Raw genomic sequence first — 19,833 nt, forward strand, 5'->3', positions numbered from 1 at the left:
GCGGTAAACCCGGAGTGACGCACGTCACTATGAATCCCTGTCGGCGGCGGCCGGTTCCGCGCGTCCAACCGGGGGAAGGATCATTCAGCGAAAGGAACCGGCCATGCCGACCGTCGACGTCATCGACTCGTTCATCTCCTACAGCGACGCGGGTGCCGACACCCGACCCGTCGTCTTCCTGCACGGCAACCCCACCAGTTCCTACCTGTGGCGCGACGTGCTGCCGGTGGTGCGCGAGCACGCCCGCTGCCTGGCCCCCGACCTGATCGGGATGGGTGCCTCGGGCAAACCCGAGATCGCCTACCGCCTCGACGATCACGCCCGCTACCTCGACGCCTGGTTCGACGCGCTCGAGCTGACCGATCCGATCCTGGTCGGTCACGACTGGGGCGGCACCTTGGCCATGGATTTCGCCGCCAGGCACCCCGGCCGGGTCGCCGGGATCGCGGTGATCGAGACGTTCCTGCGCCCGCTGCGCTGGTCGGAGCTGCCCGCGCGCTCGGCCGAGATGTTCCGGCTGTTCCGTTCGCCCGCGGGCGAACAGGCGGTGCTCGCCGAGAACAAGTTCATCGAGTACAACCTGCCGACGCTGGTCCCCGCGCTCACCGAGGCCGATCTCGACGCCTACCGCGCCCCGTATCCCACCCCGGCCTCGCGCGCGCCGATGCTGGCCTGGGCCAGGGAGTTCCCGCTCGACGGCGAGCCCGCCGACGTCGTGGCCAGGGTGAACGCCTACGGCGAATGGATGGCGGCGAGCGCGGGGGTGCCCAAGCTGCTGATGACGGTGGAGCCCGCCGTCGGGCTGGGCAGCGCCGAGGTGATCGCCTGGGCGGCGGCCACCTTCGCCGACCTGGAGGTGGAGTCGGTGGGCCGGGGCTCGCACCACGCGCCGGAGGATCAGCCGGTGGCGATCGCGAAATCCGTGGCGGGCTGGCTGGACCGGCACGGGCTGTTGGCGTGACGGGCGACAATATCGACATGGAGACCGACGAGGCCGCGCTGGTCGCTCGCGCCGTGGCGGGCGACCGGGCAGCGTTGAGCGAGGTGATCGCGCAGCTGCAGGATCCCCTGTACCGCTTGGCCCTGCGGATGACCGGCCGCCCGGCCGACGCCGAGGACGCGGTGCAGGAGATCCTGATCCGGGTGGTCACCCGGTTGTCCACCTGGCGCGGCGAGGCCGCGCTGCGGACCTGGGCGTACCGGGTCGGGGCGAACTATCTGATCTCGCAGCACCGGCGGTCGGCGCCCGAGCGCGAACAGCTCGGCCTCGACGAGTTCGGCGCGAACCTGCTCGACGGGCTGGCCACCGAGGACTACCGCGGTCCCGAAGCCACTCTGCTCGCCGAGGAGGTCCGTCTCAGCTGCACCCAGGCGGTATTGCAATGCCTGAGCCGGGACGAGCGGATCGCCTTCGTCCTCGGTGACGTGTTCGGGCTGTCGGTGGCCGAGGCGGCCTGGGTGCTCGACATCAGCCCGGCCGCGTACCAGAAGCGCTGGGAGCGGGCCAAACAGCGACTCGGCGCGTTCCTGCGCTCGTCGTGCGGGCTGGCGAATCCGGCGGCGCCGTGCCGGTGCGCGCGCCGGGTCACCCGCGCGAGTGAACTCGGGCGGATCGATCCGGCGCGCCCTGTCTACACGAAACACGCTGTGCGCCAAGGTGGTCGCACGGTGGCCGAAGCGGCGGCGCAGCTCAGCGACCTGCGGGACGTGGCGGCGGTGCTGACGGCGCATCCGGATTACGCGGCGCCGCAGGAGAAGATCGCGGCGATCGCCGGGCTGCTCGGCTCGGGCCGGTTCCCGCTGCTCGACTGAGGTCAGTCGGGCAGCGTCCCGGTCTCTGGCGGAATCCCGGTGTCCAGGAAGCGGATCAGGCGGGCGATGCGGGCGGCGTGGTCGACACAGCGCTGGAACTGGCTGCCCAGCAGGGCCAGATCGATCGCCGTGCCGGTGCCGACGCCGACCTCGGCCGTGGTCAGCACGGCGCGCAGCTGCGCGCAGCGCGTTTCCATGGTGGCGGCCGTGGTGCCGTCGTCCTCGGTGAAACGGCCGGTCGCGACCGAAGCGCTCACCCGCGCAACATATTCCGCGGCCAGCAAGCCCATCGCCACCAATTCGGCGATGACCGGCTCCGGCGCGACGGCCCGCGGATGCGCCCGGTACACGTACTGACCGGCGGTCTCGGTGCGCCTGCCGATCCGCGAGAGCTCCCCGGCGATCTGGATCGCGGTCACCACGTGGCGTAGGTCGCGGGCGACCGGCGCCTGGAGCGCGAGCAGGGCCATGGTGCGACTTTCGCAGGCGGCGAACATCTGCTGGAGTTGCTCGTCGAGCGCGAAGACCTCGTAGGTGGCGGTCAGGTCGGCGCCGGCGAGCGCCTCGGTGACCCGCTCGGTCGCGTCATGGGCCAAGCGCGACATCAGGGTGAGATCGTTGGACAGAGCAACGAGCTCGAGGGTGAACTGGGTCCGCACGGGCTGAATTGTTCCCCATCGAGGCGCTCCCCGGGAATCCATCGGCGGATCTTTCGCGGCCGGGTATCCCGGTCCACTCGCGCGCGGCTGGAACGATGGAGGCCATGATTGCCGCGTTGACGACCAGATGGACCCTCTTAGTCCCGATACTCGCCGCGCTCGTACTCGCCGTCACCTGGGGGCGCGACGTGCCGGGACTCGTGGTGGCGCTCGTCAGCGCCGCGCTGGTCGGCGCGGTACTGGCCGCGGTCCATCACGCGGAGGTGGTCGCCCATCGGGTCGGCGAACCGTTCGGCTCGCTCGTGCTGGCCGTGGCCGTCACCGTGATCGAGGTGGCGCTGATCGTGACGATGATGATCTCCGGTGGCGACAAGGCGGCCTCGCTGGCCCGCGATACCGTCTTCGCCGCGGTGATGATCACCTGTAACGGCATCTTCGGCCTGGTCCTGCTCGTCGGCGCGCTGCGCAGGCGGGTCGCGGTGTTCAATCCCGAGGGCACCGGCGCCGCGCTGGCCACCGTCGCGACGCTGGCGACGCTGAGTCTGGTGCTGCCGACCTTCACCACGAGTAAGCCGGGACCGGAGTTCTCGCCCGCGCAGCTGGCCTTCGCCGCGGTCGCCTCGCTGGCGCTGTATCTGCTGTTCGTGATGGTCCAGACGGTGCGTCACCCCGACGATTTCCTTCCGGTGGAGGACGGCGGCGCGGTCGACGACAGCGCCGCCGACGACCACTCGCCGTCCAACCGGGCGGCGCTGACCAGCCTGGGCCTGCTGGTGCTCGCGCTGGTCTGTGTGGTGGGGCTGGCCAAGGTGGTCTCGCCCGCGCTCGAGGCGGGCGTGGCCTCGGCCGGGCTGCCACAGTCGGCGGTCGGCGTGGTGATCGCGATGCTGGTGCTGCTGCCGGAGACGCTGGCCGCGGTGAATTCCGCGCGCCGCAACCAGGTGCAGATCGGCCTGAATCTCGCGCTGGGCTCGGCCATGGCCAGCATCGGTCTCACCATTCCGGTGATCGCGCTGGCGACGATCTGGTTGAGCGGCCCGCTGGTGCTCGGCCTGGGCGCCACCCAGATGGTCCTGCTCGCGCTGACCGTCGTGGTGAGCACGCTGACCATCGTTCCCGGCCGCGCGACCCTGCTGCACAGTGGCGTTCACCTGGCGTTGTTCGCCGCTTTTGTGTTCCTGGCCGCAAGTCCGTAGCTGAAGTGTTGCGGATCACACGAGGCGACGATCTGTCATTGAAACCGCGAAAAAGCGACGAGGGTCACCACCCCGAAATTTTGTTGTGACGCAGAGTACCGGCTAGCTTGCTGGAGTTGGCACCGACGCCGAAGCCAGAGAGTGCGGTATGAAAATCACCATGCTCCGCGCTTCGCGAGCGGGCCGGGGGCATCGCTGATGTCCACCGATCTGCATTCCGCGAAGCCGGATTCCGCTACCCAGATCGTCCGCAAGAACTTCACCGACACGGTCGTGTCGTCGTTGCGGACCTTCGGGCGCGCGGTCGACCTCGCGCAGGAGTCGGTCACCGGCACCGTCGCCGATGTCGCCCGCGGGCATTTCCAGTGGCGCGAGACCCTCGTCCAGGCCTGGCGGCTGATCACGGTCACCGCGATTCCCGCGATCCTGATGGCGATCCCGTTCGGCGTGATCGTCTCGATCCAGGTCGGCAACCTGATCCACAGCCTCGGCGCCGACTCCATGCTCGGCGCGACCGGCGGTCTGGGCGTCATCAAGCAGGGCGCGCCCATCGCCACCGGCTTCCTGCTCGGCGGCGCGGGCGCGGCCGCGATCGCCGCCGACCTCGGCGCGCGCACCATCCGCGAGGAGATCGACGCGCTCAACACCATGGGCATCAGCCCGGTGCACCGGCTCGTCATCCCGCGCATGATGGCCATGCTGATCGTCGCGCCGATGCTCAATGTGCTGATCATCTTCGTCGGCGTGCTCGCCGGGTACGCGGTCGCCGTCGGCGGCCAGGGCGTGACCCCGGGCAGCTACTGGTCGACCTTCGGCTCCTTCGCCACCGCCGGTGACGTGTGGGTCTCGCTGCTCAAGGCGCTGATCTTCGGCTTCCTGGTCGTCGTCATCTCCTGCCAGCGCGGGCTCGAGGCCAAGGGCGGACCGCGCGGTGTCGCCGACGCGGTGAACGCGGCGGTGGTGCTCTCGGTGGTCTCGATCGCGATCGTGAACCTGCTGGCCACCCAGATCAGCGCCATGTTCCTGCCGACGAAGTTGGCATGATGGCTGCCTCCTCCTATCTGCCCACCTCGCTGCACTGGCTGCGCGGGCCGGCCCGGCTCGGCAAGCGCATCGGCTCGGCCGGTGAATCGCTGGGCTTCGTGGCCGTGTTCGTCTGGCAGGTGCTGTCCTCGGTGCCGCTGACGCTGCGCCGCTACCGCGACGAGACGCTGCGCGCGGTCACCGACATGACCTGGGGTCGCGGGTCGATCATCGTCGGCGGCGGCACCGTCCCGATGATGATCGTGCTCGGCCTGGTGATGGGCGCCTCGGTCGGCGTCGAATCCTTCGCCTCCCTCGACATGCTCGGCATGGGCCCGGTGACCGGCGTCATCTCGGCCTACGCCACCACCCGTGAGCTGGCCCCGATCGCCGCGGCCATCGGCTTCGCCGCGCAGGCGGGCTGCCGGATCACCGCCGAGATCGGCTCGATGCGCATCTCCGAGGAGATCGACGCCATCGAAGCGCTGGGCCTGCGTTCGGTTCCCTTCGTGGTGACCACCCGCGTCATCGCGGGCGCGATCGCCATCGTGCCGACCTTCCTGATCGCGCTGATCCTGTCCTACGGCGCCTGCCGCGGGCTGCTCACGATGGTCTACGGGCAGTCGGCCGGCGTCTACGACCACTACTTCTTCCAGTTCATCTCCGGGTTCGACATGATCGCCGCCGTCATCAAGGTCGCCGTGTTCGGCACGGTGGTGATCCTGGTGCACAGCTACTTCGGGTTCTTCGCCACCGGCGGCCCCGAGGGCGTCGGCATCGCCTCCGGTCGCGCGGTGCGCGCCAGCTCGGTGGCCATCGTCGCCATCGACATGGTGCTGTCGATCATCCTGTGGGGCTTCAACTCGGCGATCAGTTTTACGGGGTGAGCTAGTGCCTAACTACGGAATGCCCGGCGTCGCCGCCGATCGGCGCACCTCGCGGCTGACCGGCGCGATCATCCTCGGCATCATCGCCGCGGTCGTGCTGGCCACGGTCGCCTACCGCAATCTGACGACCGAAGAGGGCCTGCGGATCGCGCTGCACACCGAACACCTCGGTGACGGCATCAGCGCGGGCAGCCAGGTCCGCATCGACGGCGTCACCGTCGGCGAGGTCGCCGAGGTCGCCCCCGGCGAGCGCGGCACCCAGCGGATCTCGCTGCTGCTCGACGCCGACCGGCTGCACGGCATCGACGACAGCCTCGCCGTCGACTACGCCCCGACCAACCTGTTCGGCATCGCCGAGATCGAGCTGCGCCGCGGCACCGGCGGCGCCCCGCTGCGCGCGGGCGCGGTGCTCGACCTGACCGGCGCCAACTCCGGCCGCGTCTACGACGCCACCATGAGCGCCATCCTGCGCAGCCTGTCCCAGGTCGGCATGACGGTGACCAGCCCGCAGATGGCGACGGTCATCTCCCAGCTGGCCGCCGACTTCAAGGCCTTCACCCCGCTGGTCCAGGCGCTGATCACGATGGCGAAGACCATCGCCGACAACCAGGACGTGGCGCCCTCGGAGCTGTTCGGCAAGCTCGGTCCCGCCTTCGACGGCGGCGGGCAGTTCGCCGGCGCCACCATGCAGGTGATCGACACCCTCAGCGACATCAAGGTGACCCAGGTCGACAAGGACCGCTACGACATCGGCGTCGGCGTGATCGGCGGCAGCATCCTGCCCGCCCTGACCACCACGCTGACCACCGCGGGCGGCCACTTCGCCGAGACCACCGACATGCTCGCGCCGATGCTGTTCGCGCTGGCCCAGATGTCGCCGAACCCGCGGCAGACCGGCGCCGACCTGCAGGCCCTGCTGACCAACCTGCGCGGTGCCATGCCCGACGGCCCGGACGGCCCGGTGCTCAACCTCGACGTCGAGCTCAGCGGGGTGCCCGCGATCGCGGTACCGCTGTTCGGAAAGGCCGGTGCGCGATGAAGATTCGTGGCGTCGCACTGCGACTCGGCGTGTTCTCGCTGGTCATGCTGGCCGTGCTCGGGCTCGTCTTCACCCTGATCAAGCGCCCGGTCTCCGGAGACACCGAGGCACACGACGCGCTGTTCACCGACGCCAACGGCCTCAAGGTCGGCAACGACGTGCGGATGTTCGGCGTGCAGGTCGGCAAGATCGAGAAGATCAGCCTCGAGGGTGACAAGGCCAAGGTCCACCTGACCGTCAAGACCGACACCCCGATCTACGACAACAGCAAGCTGGCCATCCGATACCAGAACCTGACCGGCCAGCGCTACATCGACCTGCAGCAGGCCCCGAACCCGGGCACCCGGATCGCGGCCGACGCCCGGATCGGCGCGAACATGACCGTCCCGTCGTTCGACGTCACCAGCCTGTTCAGCGGGCTGAAGCCGGTGCTGGCGACGCTGTCGCCGGAGGCGATCAACCAGTTCACCGCGAGCATGCTCGCCGTCATCGAGGGCGACGGCAGCGGCCTCGGTCCCGCGCTGACCGCGATCGACCAGCTCGCGAGCTACGCCGAGGACCGTCAGCAGGTCATCGACACCCTGATCCGCAACCTGTCGACGCTGGGCGATCGGCACGGCGGCCGCGTCGGCTACCTGCTGCCGCTACTGGCCCGGCTCACCGACATCTTCGAAGCGATGCAGCGCAATATCGGCGGCGTCGCGCAGTTCGCGATGACCGCGCCGTCGGTGCTGGCGCCGGTCGACCGGCTGCTGGCCTCGCTCGGCCTGGTCGAGGGCGGCAGCGCCGAGGTCGACGCGATGATCCGCGGTCTGTTCCCCGACCCGCAGGAGGCGGTCGCGGTCTTCGGGCGGCTGCCCGGGCTGCTGGCCACGGTCGACGCGTCGCTCTCGCGCGACTTCGCCGACTTCACGCCGCACTGCAGCAACGGCGCCGCCCAGGTGCCCGCGCCGCTGCAGGTGCTGATCGCCGGACAGAAGGTGACGGTATGCAACGCCTGAGATTCTTCTCCGGAGATCGCCCGATCCTGGACGAGGCGGGCAAGCGCGCCCGCGAACTGCGGATGGGCATCATCGGCCTGAGCCTGGTGGTGCTGTTCATCGTCGGCGCCGCGGTGATCTACGTGGTGCCGCTGGGCAAACACACCTACACCGCCGAACTCAGCGAGGCGCAGTCGGTGCGCGAGGGCGACGACGTGCGTCTGGCCGGCATCTCGGTGGGCAGCGTCGTCTCGCTCGAGCTGAAGCCGGACAAGGTGCTGATGGAGTTCACCGTCGACTCCGACGTCTTCGTCGGCGACCAGACCTCCCTCGACGTGCGCATGCTGACCGTCGTCGGCGGTCATTACGTCGCGCTCTACCCGGCCGGTTCCCGCCCGCTGGGCGACGCGCCGATCCCCGCCGACCGAATCCGCTTGCCGTACAGCCTGATCGAGACCTTCCAGGACGCCACCACGCCGCTGGCCGCCGTCGACGGCGACACCGTGCGCAAGAACCTGGCCGCCGCGAATACCGCGATCGCGGCCTCCCCGGAGGCGCTGCGCTCCACCCTCGACACCGTCGGCAAGTACGTCGACATGCTCGACCGGCAGCGCTCACAGGTGTCGAAGTCGATCGCGATCCTCGACGAGTACATCTCCATGTACGACGGCGCCAAGTCCGACCTGGGCCGGCTGATGGACAACGTGAACATGCTCGAGGACGTGCTGCTGAGCAAGAAAGCCGAACTGGCCGAGGCGGTCCGGCTGCTGGTCTCGGTGGTGAACCGGCTCGCCGGGCTCGCCCCCAGCTGGGATGCCACGCTGAAGCCGCAGGCCCAGGCGCTGGCCGACGCGCTGCCGCGCCTGCGGCAACTCGAAGGCGGGTTCGAGCCGGTCCTGGGCACCGTGCACGACCTGCAGACCAAGTTGTCGCAGCTGGTCACCCCGGACGCGGGCGTCGTGGTCGACCAGTCCGGCGCGCGCGTCTGCGTGCCGCTGCCGGGGAAGGCGTGCTGATGCTGAAACGACTGCTCGGATCCCAGGCGTTCATGTCGATCGCCGGGGTCGGCGTGCTGGCGGTACTGGTGATCGCCGGCTACTTCGTCACCTTCGATCCGCTGAAGAAGACCGAATCCTATTGCGCGCTCATGCCCGACGCGATCGGGCTCTACCCGGGCAACCACGTCACGATGCGCGGCATCGACGTCGGCGAGGTGACCGCGGTGCGCAACGAGGGCGCCAAGGTGCGCGTCGAATTCGAGGTCGACGCCGACTATCCGGTCTACGCCGACGCGTCCGCGACCACCGTCGCGTATTCCGTTGCCGCCGACCGCAATCTGGCCGTGCTGACCAGCGGCAAGGACACCAGGCAGTTCACCGGCGGCTGCATCACCAAGACGCTGACGCCCAAGTCCATCACCGAGACGCTGACCGCGCTGGCCAGCCTGTCCGAGGAACTCTCCGGCGTCGAGGCCGGACAGCCCAGCGCGCTCGCGGACGGGCTGTCCTCGCTGGATCGCGCGACCGAGGGCGTTGGCCCGACGGTCAACGAACTGGTGCACAAGCTCGGTTCGGCGATGAACAAGCCCGACGCCGACATCGGCCATCTGGCCGGGCTGTTCGACGCGTTCGCCTCGGTGTCGAACCGGGTCGCCGCCAACTGGGGCGATCTGCAGTCGATGCTGGTCCGGCTGGCGCCGCTGCTCAACCAGGCCTCCGACGACCTGCTCGGCCCGGCCACCTCGCTGTTCGACGGCTTGCGCGAGGTGCTGCCGATGCTCAACGACCTCACCACCATCCTCGGCGACCCGCTGATCGGCGCGCTCGACGGCGCGGTCCCGCTGGTGAAGTTGTTGCGCGCCAACGTCGGATCGCTGCGCGAGGTGGTGCTGAAGATGCCCGCGCTGACCTCGGCCTTCCAGAGCGCCGCGAGCGGCACCGCGATCACCTACGCCGCGCCGAAGGTGGCGCTGCCCGGCGGCGAGGCCGACCAGGTGTGCGCCGCGGTGAACGCGCTGCTCCCCGGGCAGTGCGCCGATCCGGCGCAGGGCCTGACCGATGTGAACCTCGTGCAGGTCGTGCTGGGAATGGCAGGTGCCCGATGAACCCGCGAAAGACACTGCGGCGCGGCATGATCGCGCTGGTGGTCGCGGCCGGTCTCGCGGTCGGCGGCTGTGGCTTCGATCCCGCCGAGGTGCCGGTGCCCGGCTCCGCCGTCTCGGGCCCGACCTACCGGGTGCAGATCGAGTTCAGCAGCGCGCTGAACCTGCCCGCGAAGTCGAAGGTGATCGCCAACGGTGCCGAGATCGGCACCGTCGACACCGTGCGGGTGATCCAGCCCGCCGACGCGCCCGCCGGTCGCGGCGGTTACGTCGTCGTCGAGGCCGACATCCAGGACTCCGTGCAGCTGCCGACGACCACCATCGCCGAACTGCGCCAGGACACCATCCTCGGCGACATCCACGTCGCGCTGACCACCCCGAAGGACGGCTTCGGCGCGCTGCTGCGCGACGGCGGCACCATCCCGATCGAACGCACGAAACCGCCGGTGCAGCTGGAAGACACGATGGCCACCATGGCGCTGTTCGTGCAGGGCGGGGCCATCGGTCAGCTGCAGGAGATGATCGGCCGGGTGAACTCGGTGATGCCGGCCGATCCCAAGGAGACCGCGCGCATCTCGGCGGTCATGGGCGCCGACGCCGCCGACCTGGCCGCGCACCTGGACCAGGTCGACCTGCTGGTCAACGGCCTGGCCGCCAATGCCGAGATCATGGTCGGCATCGAGGCCGAGCTCACCCACATCCTCACTCCCGAGGCCGTGCGGGCCCTCTCGGGCACCCAGGATTCGATCGCCAAGACCATGGCCGTCTTCCTGGCGCTGGGCCCGGTCGGCTCCTCGCTGACCTGGCTGGCCCCGATCGCGAGCGCGGGCGACGCGGCGGCGACCGCGTTCCTGCCGCTGGCCACCGGCGGCTCGGCCGATCTGCGCTCGTCGACGAACATGGCGCTGCTGACCGCGCTGTTGCGCGACAAGGTGATCCCCTTCGCCGAGCGCGGCCCGAAGGTGAACGTCACCGGCGTGCGGGTCTCCGAGCAGGAGCAGGTGGACCAGATCGTGACCGCGCTGCGGATGATCGGAATGGTGCGATGAAGATCGGTGCACTGGCCTCACTGGGCGGCATCGCCGCCATCACCGTGCTCGGCGCGAGCTACCTGACCTTCGGGGTGGTGCGGGTCGACCCGTTCGCCGACTACACCGAGGCCTCGATCGAGCTGGCGAACTCCGGCGGTCTCAGCGTCGGCTCGCCGATCCTGCTGACCGGCATCGAGATCGGCAAGGTCACCGCGGTGGACACCGCCGCCACCGGCGGCGTGCGGGTCGGCTTCGAATTCGGCGCCGCGAACAAGGTGCCGATGAGCAGCATCGTCACCATCGAGCACCTGTCCTCGCTGGGCGAGCCGTACGTGCAGTTCGTGCCGCGCAGCGCCGACGGTCCGTACCTGACCGACGGCCAGCGGCTGTCGGGGGAGAACGTGCGCACGCCGATGTCGATCCCCGAGGTCGCGCGGCTGGTCACCAAGACCGTCGAGCAACTCGACCCGGCGGTCGTCGGATCGCTCGTCGACACCCTCGGCCAGGCGATGACCGGCACCGAGAACGTCATCCCGGAGCTGGCCAGGGCGGGCGACCTGCTCGCCGCGGCCATCATGAGCAGGGCGCCCGCGATCGCCGAGCTGCAGAACAACTTCGAGTTCGTCTCCGGCGACATCGGCTGGGCCGGACCGGCCACCTCGGCCGCCGCGCCGGCCTTCGTCCGGCTGAGCCAGGTCATCGACGAGTTCGTCGAGTCGGTCGGCCGGGTCAGCGCGGCGGGCGGTGACCCGGAGATGTATCTGCGCGACGGCGGCCTGGTGCCGTTCCTCCAGCAGCTCACCGCGAAACTGAACGAGCTCGGTCCCGAACTCTCGGCTCTGCTGCCCGGCCTGCGCCCGCTCACCGAATCGCTCACCGCGGCGGGCCCGCAGATCGACCTCAGCACGCTCATCGCCCAGGCGTTGCACAACACCGACGCCGACGCGGTGAAGGTGCGGGTCGCGATCAGGTAAACATCCGGCAACCACTGAATATAGGAATACGCCCTGGACAGTGGTTGTCCGCTCGAGCCGGGCCGCGTTCGAGCAACCGTGCGGTAGCCTGCTGGACGAGGCAGTCCGAGTCCAGTGGGCGAAGGCGGTGCGATCCATGGCAGAGAGCAGCGAGGATCCCGACCAGGGGACCGGAAGCAGTACTCGGGTGATCGCGATCGCGGCGGTGCTGGCCGCCTTGCTGGCGCTGGTCGTCGCCCTCGGATTGGTACTGCGCGCGAATCAGGGTGACGAGAACGATCCGTCCACGGTCGATCCGATGGGGACCGACTCCCACGGTCTGCCGGTCGGCGACGAGGTGTCGGGCCAGGAAGCCGCGTTCGCGCCACCGTGGCCCGCCCGGCGGGTCGGCGGGAACTGCTCGGCGGGCGGCATCGTCGCCCACTGGCGGGTCGAGACCGACGGCCAGTGGCAGTGCACGGTGACCACCCCCGACGCCGCGGTGCCCGCCGCCCCCGCGCCGCCGCCCCCGCCCGCGGAGCCGCCGCCGCCCGAACCGGCACCCGTCGAGGCGCCGCCCGCCTTCGAGCCACCCCCGGCCTACGAGCCGCCGGTCTACGAGCCGCCGCCCCCGCCCGAACCCGAGCCGATTCCGGTGCCCGCACCGGCGCCTCCGCCGCCGCCCCCACCGCCGCCGGTCATCCAGTTGCCGTTCCCGCTGCCGCCGATCTTCGTTCCGCCCGCCGCGGCCGTACTGCCGTGACGGGCGGCGGGTCGCCCGCCGCGCGTCGTCACCGTCGGTGAGACTGATCCGCTATGGACCAGTTGGTGCTCACTCTGGTGATCCTGCTCGTGACGGTGCTCGCCGAATCGCTCGGCGGCCGGGTGGGGATCGCACCGTCCATCCTGATGACGGTGTTCGGCTGTCTGCTCGCGCTGATCCCCGCCGTCCCGAGCCTGAGCATCCCGCCCGAACTGATCCTGCCGCTGGTACTCCCGCCGCTGCTCTACGCCGCCGCCCGGCGCACCTCCTGGCGGCAGTTCGCGGAGAACTGGCAGATCATCGCGTTACGCGCGGTCGGTCTGGTGATCGTCACCGCCGTCGCGGTGGCCGCGGTGTTCCACGCCTGGAATCCGGCGACGGCCGTCGCGGCCGGGCTGGTGCTCGGCGCGCTGGTCGCCCCGCCCGACCCGGTCGCGGCGACCTCGATGGCGGGCAGGCTCGGCCTGCCCCGGCGGCTCATCGTCACCCTGGGCGGGGAGGGCCTGTTCAACGACGTCACCGCGATCGTCATCTACACCGTCGGCATCCAGGCCGTGGTGACCGGCCTGTTCTCGCCGTGGCACGCGCTCGGCGACTTCGTGCTCGCCGCGGTGGTCGGTCTCGTGGTCGGCCTGGTCCTGGGCTGGGTGGGCAGCAAGCTCACCATGTACCTCGACAACGCGACCGGTCAGGTGGCGCTGAGCCTGCTGCTGCCGTTCGTCGCCTACGGCGTCGCCGAGCACTGGGAGGGCTCGGCCGTGCTCGCGGTGCTGGTCTGCGCGCTGTACCTGACCGACGCGGTGACCGAGATCGGTGATCGCGACTACCGCCTGGTCGCCGACGCGTTCTGGGACATCGCCGAAATGCTGATCACCGGTTTCGCGTTCGCGTTGATCGGCCTGGAACTGCGCGTGGTCATCGACACCACCGGGCACGACTGGTCTTCGCTGGCCGGGGTCACCGCCGCGGTCATCGCGGTCGTCGTCGGGCTGCGGCTGGCCTGGCTGCTGGTCACCTGGGCGGTGAGCACCCGGTTGCGGCGCTACACCGACGAGCCGTTCACCTGGCGCGAGGTGGTCGTCACCTGGTGGGCCGGGATGCGCGGGGTGGCCACCGTGGCGCTGGCCCTGGCCGTGCCGTTCACCGTCGACTCCGGCGCCGATTTCCCCGCCCGCTCGGAGATCCTGTTCGTCGCCTTCGCCGTCGTGCTGTTCACCCTGCTCGTGCAGGGCCCGACCCTGCCGCTGATCGTCCGGATCACCGGCGTGCACGCCGACACCCGGCAGGAGCGCGCCGTCGAGCAGCAGCTGTGGACGAGAGTGGTGCGGGCCGAACTCGCCGAGCTCAAGTTGATCGCCGCCCGCGACGACCTGCCCGAGGACGTCTACGAGGACATCAAGGACACCCTGCGCCACCTCTCGGCCAAGGCCGACCCCGAAGCGGCCGACGCCGACGCCAAGGCCACCCTCGACAAGGAGCGCAAGCTCGCCTCCCAGATGCGCGCCGTCCGCCTGGCCGTCATCGAGGCGGGCAGGCGCGAGGCCCAGGCCGCGCGCCGCGAACCCGGCATGCCGCCCGACGTCGTCGACCGTGTCACCCGCAGGCTCGACCTCGGGCCGACCCGCTGAGCCGTCTCACCCACCCAGTGTGTCGGTGAGCATCCCGATCGCGTAGGTGACAGCCATGGCCAGCGCGCCGCCGACCACCACCCGCAGCACCGCCCTGCCCCGATGGCTGCCACCGAGCTGCGCGCTCACCGACCCGGTGACGGCCAGGGCGACGAGCACCGCGGCGAAGGTCACCGGCACCCGCCACGACGCGGGCGGCAGCACGATCGCCAGCAGCGGCAACAGGGCGCCACAGGTGAACGCGACCGCCGAGGAGCCCGCCGCGGCCCACGGATTGGTGAGCTCGGTGGGGTCGAGCCGGAGTTCGGCCTCGGCGTGCGCGGTGAACGCGTCGTGGGCGGTGAGTTCCTCGGCGACGGTGCGCGCGGTCGCCGGGCTCAGCCCCTTGGCCTCGTAGATGCCGGTCAGCTCGGCCAGTTCGGCCTCGGGATCCTCGGCCAGTTCCCTGCGCTCCTTGGCCAGCAGCGCCTTCTCCGAATCCCGCTGGGTGCTGACCGACACGTACTCGCCCGCGGCCATCGAGATCGCGCCCGCGACCAGACCCGCCACGCCCGCGGTGAGGATCGTGTGCGCGTTGTTGGTCGTCGCGGCGACACCGACCACCAGGCCCGCGGTGGAGACGATGCCGTCGTTCGCGCCGAGCACGCCGGCGCGCAGCCAGTTCAACCGCGACGCGAGACCTTCCGCGTGCGGTTCGTGCGGATGGGAGGTCGGTGACGAGTCCTGCACCCGGTCAGCCTAGTCCGTGACGCGGCCGGATCAGAGGCGGGCGCGCAGGGTGTCGGCCAGGCGCACGGCCAGCGCGAGCACGGTCAGCGTCGGGTTGACATGCCCGTTCGTCGGGAACACCGAACTGCCCGCGATGTAGAGGTTGTCCACTCCGTGCACCCGGCACTGCCGGTCGACCACCCCGTGCCGGGGATCGGCCGACATCCTGGTGGTCCCGCTCGGGTGCGCCCGATCGGCCAGCGCCAGCGGCTCGGTACTGCCGGGCCGGGCCGCGGGCACGAGCTCCGGCGCGGGCAGCCCGAGCCGCGCGAACTCCGCGACCAGCAGCGCCGCCGCCCGCCGCACGGTGGCGTCCTCACGCGCGTCGATACGCCAATCCACCTGGGGCAGCGGCATGCCCACCGGGTCGGTGCGCTCGGACAACCGCACCCGGCTGTCCGGATCGGGCGCCTGCTCGACCATCGCCCACACCTCGACGCCGGTCAGCCGATGCGGCAGCCCGACCCCGTCGATCAGCCTGCGCCGCGCGCCTGCCAGCAGCAGCCCGGTGCCGGACAGCATGATCCGACCGTCGCGCCGGCGGCCCTTCCCGCTGAGCACCCGCTGCACAGCGTCCCACGGGTCGTCGGGCGCGGTGACCTCCTGCAACCACAGCGCGCAGTTGAGCAGCGACTCCCCGCGCTGGACCTCGGGGGACAGAGCGACCCCGTGCTGGTAGGTGTGTTTGCCCCGCGGTCCACGCACCACATACCTGCCGAATCGGGCCAGCGCCGCGCCGGCGGCCGCGGGGGACAGAGTGGCGACCACGCCACTGCGATGGTCGATCAGATAGCGCCCGACCTGGTCGTACCGGTTCCCGATGCCGCCCGCGACCCGTCGTCGCGAGGCAAGCAGCAGTCGCGGCGTATCGATCCCGCCTGCCGCGAGTACGAAGATCCGCGCCTCGACGGTGCGCACTCGCCCGCCCGCGCCGGTGACCTCGACCGAATTCACGTGCGCGCCGGTGGCATCGGTGTCGAGATGGGTGACGGTCGCGTTCACCAGCACCCGGGCGGTGGGAGCGACGATGTCGCGGACGGCGGGACCCCAGCGCTTCGGGGCGAAGCGCTGCACCGGATCGCGGCTGAGCTGCCAGAAGTACGGGCGCAGCGACGCGGTGTCGAGCGGGGTGGGCGCCGGACGCCCGGCCAGCGGCCAGAACTCGGCATCGGTGAACCCGGTGCCGTGCCCGAGCCCGGCATGCGCGGCGGCGCGCTCGGCATAGGGGCGCAGGGCGGTCGCCTCGAGCGGCCAGCCCGACCGGCGCACCCACGGGCGGGTGGCGAAGTCGAGATCGTCGAGCAATCCGCAGCGGCCTGCCCAGACGTGTGAGCTGCCGCCGAGCACCCGGCAGCCCGCGATGCGGTCGCGGGGCAGGCGCGGCGCGCCGACGCTGTCGATGGCGGCGAATTCCGGCTCGGTGGGACCGATTTCGTGGTCCCCGCTCTCCAGAACCAGGACCTGCAGACCCGCCGCGGCCAATTCGGTGGCGACGGTCAGCCCGGCCGGGCCCGAGCCGATGACGCAGATCTGGGTGCGCAGCGCGTCGTCTCCGACGGTGCGCAGGTCCTCGACAAGCATCGGCGGTCCTCTCGCCCGTGCTACCAGCGCGGCCCGGCACCCGGCCGCGCTCGGTGTCACTCTAGAAGCCGGGACGCGGAATTTCCGGAGGTCTCACAATGCTGGTTGACGAAAGCCCGGACATACCCGGCGGATTGGCGCACATACATCCACGCCCAGAATTCCAGGCCGGATTCGGTGGGACTGGCGACCATGGTGATCTCGCCGTCGAAACACCGGCCGACGATGTAGCGGGCGCGGGAGACATGCGGCGTGAAGGTCACCACGATGATGTGGTGCCACCCGTAAATCTTTGCCCGCCGCACGATTTCGCGCGCCTCACCGTCGGTGGTCCACGGGTCCGGCACGAAACACGAGACCCGGAAGGCGAATCGGCCGCCGCAGTACTTGTCCATCATCGGATCGTCGGCTCCCGTGGACTGCGAGATCAGCACCTCGGGCGCGTAGCCGCGCTGGGCGAGCTCGATCCCGAGGTCGAAGCGCTCGTAGGGGGTACCGCCGAGGACGACGATCACATCGGCGCGGCGCAGCGGGTCCAGTTGCGGGTTGACGAAGACGGGCCACCCGGCGAACGTCGCCCCCATCACGATGACCAGTGCGCCGACGAGCAACCATCCCGCACGCCGAAAGATCGACACTGCACCGAGGATAGCGAAGGGTGCACACTGGACCCCATGACCGACTCCGCCGTTGCCCCCGAACACCTCGACGTCGTCATCGTCGGCGCCGGACTGTCCGGCATCGGGGCCGCGTACCGGCTGCAGACCGAACACCCGCACCGCAGCTACGCCGTTCTCGAAGCCCGCGCCGATCTCGGCGGTACCTGGGACCTGTTCCGGTACCCGGGCGTCCGCTCCGACTCGGACATGTTCACCCTCGGCTACCCGTTCAAGCCCTGGCGCGCGGCCCGCTCCATCGCCGACGGCGCCTCGATCCTGGACTACATCCGCGAGACCGCGCGGGAGAACGGCATCGACCGCCGCATCCGCTTCGGTTCCCGGGTGATCGGCGCGGACTGGTCCTCGGCGCAGGCGCGCTGGCGGCTCACCATCGCCCACGAAGGCCCCGAGGGTCCCGAACTGAGCACCCTGACCTGCGGTTTCCTCTACACCTGCGCCGGCTACTACGACTACCAGCAGCCGCACGCCCCGGAGTTCGCCGGCCGCGACGACTTCGACGGCACCATCGTGCACCCGCAGTTCTGGCCCACCGACCTGGACGTGCGCGACAAGCGGATCGTCATCATCGGCAGCGGCGCGACCGCCGTCACCCTGGTGCCCTCGCTGGCCGACGAGGCCGAGCACGTCACCATGCTGCAGCGCACCCCCACCTGGATCAGCGCCGTGCCCGGCCGCGACAAGCAGGCCGACAAGATCCGCGACCTGCTGCCCGCCGGGCTCGCGCACCGGCTGATCCGGACCAAGAACATCCTGTTCAACATCGGTTTCTACCAGTACTGCCGCCGTCGGCCCGCCGCCGCGCGCAAGCTGCTCACCGGCCTCACCACCCGCATCCTCAAAGACGACAAGCTGGTCGCCGAACACTTCACCCCCGACTACGACCCCTGGGACCAGCGCCTGTGCGCCGCCCCCGATGCGGACTTCTTCAAGGCGATGAAGAAGGGCAAGGCCGCCGTCGTCACCGATCGGATCGACCGGTTCGTGCCCGAGGGCATCCGGCTCGAGTCGGGCGAGGTCCTGCCCGCCGACATCGTCGTCACCGCCACCGGCCTGCGGCTGCTCGCCTTCGGCGGGATCGCGCCCGCGGTCGACGGCACCCCGGTCCCGCTGTCGGAGCAATTCGTCTGGCAGGGCGCGATGCTGACCGGCCTGCCCAACTTCGCTATCTGCGTCGGCTACACCAATGCCTCGTGGACGCTGCGCGCCGACCTCACCTCGCGCCTGGTCTGCAAGGTCCTGGCCCACCTGGACCGGACCGGCGTGCCGGCCGTCGTCCCGGAGCCGAAGCGCTCGCTCACCGAGCGCCCGCTGCTGGACCTCAACGCCGGCTATGTCCTGCGCTCGATCGCCGCCTTCCCCAGGCAGGGCGACCGCCATCCATGGCGGGTCAGACAGAACTACCTGCTCGACGCGCTGATCACGCTGCGCACCGACCTCGGCAAGACGCTGCGCCCGATCCACCGGGTAGGCGAGTTCACCCACAACGGGTGAGGCGCGCGGCCCCGTCTGGTTCCTACCGTTGGCGTGTGCCGTGGTGGCACATCCGTTGACCAGACGGGAAGGCCGAGCGATGACAGATCAGAATCAGCACCCGGTACGCGAGGGAATCGCGGCAGGAACCTCCATCGGCGCAGGCATTCTGCTGGCCGTGGTCGGTGTCCTGCAGATCCTGGAAGGTATCTCGGCTGTCGCCAACGACGATCTGATCGTCGTCGGTCCCGAGTACCTCTATCAGTTCGACCTGACAGCCTGGGGATGGTGGCACATCGTCCTCGGCGCGATCGCGGTGATCGTCGCGATCGGCCTGCTGGCCGGTCAGACCTGGGGCCGGGTGATGGCCATGGTGATCGCCGCACTCGCGATCATCGCGAACTTCCTGTGGCTGCCGTACTACCCGTGGTGGTCGATCCTGATCATCATCATCAATGTCGTGGTGATCTGGGCGGTGGCCACCTGGCGCCCGCACAACGTCTGATTCCCGCTACCGACGACGCCGCCCCGGTCATCGACCGGGGCGGCGTCGTGTCGTACGAGGTCAGTAGGCGAGTGTCGGTTCGCCGGCGTCGGGATCACCGAGGGTGTCGAGCAGATGATCGGAAAGCCGTTCCCCCAGCGCGGCCAGCTCGGCCTTCTGCGGGTCGTCGAGCCCGTCGAGCACCAGCCTGCGCACCGCGACCAGGTACTCCGGCGTCGCCTCGGCCACCTTGGCCAGCCCGCTCTCGGTGAGTACCGCGTCCACCCCGCGCCCCGATTCCGCCGCCGCGCGTTTGGCCCACCCCACCCGTTCCAGTTTGGACACCACATGGGACAGCCGGGAGATGGACCCGTGCCCCCTGGCGGCGAGCAGGCTCAGCTGCATCCGATGGTCCGGCGCCTCGCGCAACAGCGCCATCACCCGGTACTCGAAATGGGTCACACCGAACTCGCGTTGCAGCCGCGAGTCGAGTGCGCTCGGCACTCGCATCGCGAGGGTGACCACCGCGCTCCAGGCGCGACGTTCGACCGAGTCGAGTTCCTCCGTCACCTCGGCCTCCTTTCACCCCAGTGTTAACTGAAGAATTGCTGAACGTCGGGAAACTGTATATCGGAGGGGGTGTGGTGTCTACGTGGGCCATGTCATGTCGGCAGGTAGAGGGAAGTTTTGGCGATCGACTTCACCTGGACAATTGATCAGTTGCTAATGGATCGCCGTCGCCGGTTGGTTGCCGCGTTGCGGCGCCGCCGGCTCCGTG

Annotated in this window: 20 protein-coding genes; 15 read left to right on the forward strand and 5 right to left on the reverse strand. The window is 70.2% G+C overall.

Going from position 1 to position 19,833, the window contains the following annotated elements:
• The first annotated feature begins 82 nt into the window (after positions 1-82).
• Together Q7X29_RS08600 and Q7X29_RS08605 are read left to right on the forward strand one after the other, a co-directional pair.
• A complete protein-coding gene (locus tag Q7X29_RS08600) occupies positions 83-961 on the forward strand; it encodes a haloalkane dehalogenase (RefSeq protein WP_316573751.1) in 879 nt (292 codons plus the stop codon).
• Positions 962-978: 17 nt separating this feature from the next.
• A complete protein-coding gene (locus Q7X29_RS08605; RefSeq protein ID WP_316573740.1) occupies positions 979-1,812 on the forward strand; it encodes an RNA polymerase sigma factor in 834 nt (277 codons plus the stop codon).
• Between the two features lie 2 nt (positions 1,813-1,814).
• Here the strand turns inward: Q7X29_RS08605 and Q7X29_RS08610 are convergent, their stop codons facing one another.
• Positions 1,815-2,471 (reverse strand): phosphate signaling complex PhoU family protein, encoded by a 657-nt coding sequence (locus Q7X29_RS08610; RefSeq protein WP_218716270.1) that lies wholly within the window; start codon positions 2,469-2,471, stop codon positions 1,815-1,817.
• 95 nt (positions 2,472-2,566) lie between these two features.
• On the opposite strand from Q7X29_RS08610, the gene Q7X29_RS08615 reads away from it, so the two are divergent.
• The 11 genes from Q7X29_RS08615 (at position 2,567) to Q7X29_RS08665 (ending at position 14,072) form a co-directional block, all read left to right on the forward strand.
• Entirely contained in the window at positions 2,567-3,667 is a 1,101-nt protein-coding gene (locus tag Q7X29_RS08615; RefSeq protein ID WP_374104821.1) for a calcium:proton antiporter, read from the forward strand.
• Positions 3,668-3,865: 198 nt separating this feature from the next.
• The gene (locus tag Q7X29_RS08620) at positions 3,866-4,711 is read left to right on the forward strand and encodes an MlaE family ABC transporter permease (protein WP_189034738.1); all 846 of its coding nucleotides are present in this window, start codon (positions 3,866-3,868) and stop codon (positions 4,709-4,711) included.
• On the forward strand, positions 4,711-5,577 hold the full coding sequence (locus tag Q7X29_RS08625; RefSeq protein WP_218716272.1) for an MlaE family ABC transporter permease: 867 nt from the start codon (positions 4,711-4,713) through the stop codon (positions 5,575-5,577). Before Q7X29_RS08620 ends, Q7X29_RS08625 begins: the two co-directional genes overlap by 1 nt.
• A 4-nt stretch (positions 5,578-5,581) precedes the next feature.
• Positions 5,582-6,616, forward strand: a complete 1,035-nt coding sequence (locus Q7X29_RS08630; RefSeq protein WP_316573741.1) for an MlaD family protein — start codon at positions 5,582-5,584, stop codon at positions 6,614-6,616.
• Positions 6,613-7,617: an MlaD family protein gene (locus Q7X29_RS08635; protein ID WP_316573742.1), complete on the forward strand. Its 1,005-nt coding sequence runs from the start codon at positions 6,613-6,615 to the stop codon at positions 7,615-7,617. Before Q7X29_RS08630 ends, Q7X29_RS08635 begins: the two co-directional genes overlap by 4 nt.
• The gene (locus Q7X29_RS08640; protein WP_218716274.1) at positions 7,605-8,612 is read left to right on the forward strand and encodes an MlaD family protein; all 1,008 of its coding nucleotides are present in this window, start codon (positions 7,605-7,607) and stop codon (positions 8,610-8,612) included. The genes Q7X29_RS08635 and Q7X29_RS08640 overlap by 13 nt, the downstream gene beginning before the upstream one ends.
• Positions 8,612-9,700: an MlaD family protein gene (locus tag Q7X29_RS08645; RefSeq protein ID WP_316573743.1), complete on the forward strand. Its 1,089-nt coding sequence runs from the start codon at positions 8,612-8,614 to the stop codon at positions 9,698-9,700. Before Q7X29_RS08640 ends, Q7X29_RS08645 begins: the two co-directional genes overlap by 1 nt.
• A complete protein-coding gene (locus Q7X29_RS08650) occupies positions 9,697-10,746 on the forward strand; it encodes an MlaD family protein (RefSeq protein ID WP_316573744.1) in 1,050 nt (349 codons plus the stop codon). The genes Q7X29_RS08645 and Q7X29_RS08650 overlap by 4 nt, the downstream gene beginning before the upstream one ends.
• Complete coding sequence (locus tag Q7X29_RS08655; RefSeq protein ID WP_218716277.1) at positions 10,743-11,702, forward strand: MlaD family protein; 960 nt, start codon at positions 10,743-10,745, stop codon at positions 11,700-11,702. Before Q7X29_RS08650 ends, Q7X29_RS08655 begins: the two co-directional genes overlap by 4 nt.
• A 136-nt stretch (positions 11,703-11,838) precedes the next feature.
• The gene (locus Q7X29_RS08660; protein WP_316573745.1) at positions 11,839-12,444 is read left to right on the forward strand and encodes a hypothetical protein; all 606 of its coding nucleotides are present in this window, start codon (positions 11,839-11,841) and stop codon (positions 12,442-12,444) included.
• A gap of 53 nt (positions 12,445-12,497) precedes the next feature.
• On the forward strand, positions 12,498-14,072 hold the full coding sequence (locus tag Q7X29_RS08665) for a Na+/H+ antiporter (protein ID WP_316573746.1): 1,575 nt from the start codon (positions 12,498-12,500) through the stop codon (positions 14,070-14,072).
• A 6-nt stretch (positions 14,073-14,078) separates the two neighbouring features.
• Here the strand turns inward: Q7X29_RS08665 and Q7X29_RS08670 are convergent, their stop codons facing one another.
• Genes Q7X29_RS08670 through Q7X29_RS08680 form a run of 3 tightly spaced genes read right to left on the reverse strand, consistent with a single transcriptional unit; the run spans position 14,079 to position 17,005 of the window.
• Positions 14,079-14,801 (reverse strand): VIT1/CCC1 transporter family protein, encoded by a 723-nt coding sequence (locus Q7X29_RS08670; protein WP_316573747.1) that lies wholly within the window; start codon positions 14,799-14,801, stop codon positions 14,079-14,081.
• Between the two features lie 30 nt (positions 14,802-14,831).
• The gene (locus tag Q7X29_RS08675; RefSeq protein WP_316573748.1) at positions 14,832-16,421 is read right to left on the reverse strand and encodes a GMC family oxidoreductase; all 1,590 of its coding nucleotides are present in this window, start codon (positions 16,419-16,421) and stop codon (positions 14,832-14,834) included.
• Between the two features lie 56 nt (positions 16,422-16,477).
• Positions 16,478-17,005 carry a YdcF family protein gene (locus Q7X29_RS08680; protein WP_218715910.1) on the reverse strand — a complete coding sequence of 176 codons (528 nt, stop codon included), beginning with the start codon at positions 17,003-17,005 and terminating at the stop codon, positions 16,478-16,480.
• Positions 17,006-17,095: 90 nt separating this feature from the next.
• Here Q7X29_RS08680 and Q7X29_RS08685 point away from each other — a divergent pair, with 90 nt between their 5' ends.
• Positions 17,096-18,592 carry a flavin-containing monooxygenase gene (locus tag Q7X29_RS08685; RefSeq protein WP_316573749.1) on the forward strand — a complete coding sequence of 499 codons (1,497 nt, stop codon included), beginning with the start codon at positions 17,096-17,098 and terminating at the stop codon, positions 18,590-18,592.
• 79 nt (positions 18,593-18,671) lie between these two features.
• Complete coding sequence (locus tag Q7X29_RS08690; protein ID WP_218715904.1) at positions 18,672-19,076, forward strand: DUF7144 family membrane protein; 405 nt, start codon at positions 18,672-18,674, stop codon at positions 19,074-19,076.
• 60 nt (positions 19,077-19,136) lie between these two features.
• Here the strand turns inward: Q7X29_RS08690 and Q7X29_RS08695 are convergent, their stop codons facing one another.
• Positions 19,137-19,625, reverse strand: coding sequence for a MarR family winged helix-turn-helix transcriptional regulator (locus tag Q7X29_RS08695; protein ID WP_218715903.1), 489 nt, complete (start codon positions 19,623-19,625; stop codon positions 19,137-19,139).
• Positions 19,626-19,833 lie beyond the last annotated feature (208 nt).

The sequence above is a fragment of the Nocardia canadensis genome (assembly GCF_032656385.1).
Classification (GTDB): Bacteria; Actinomycetota; Actinomycetes; order Mycobacteriales; family Mycobacteriaceae; genus Nocardia; species Nocardia canadensis.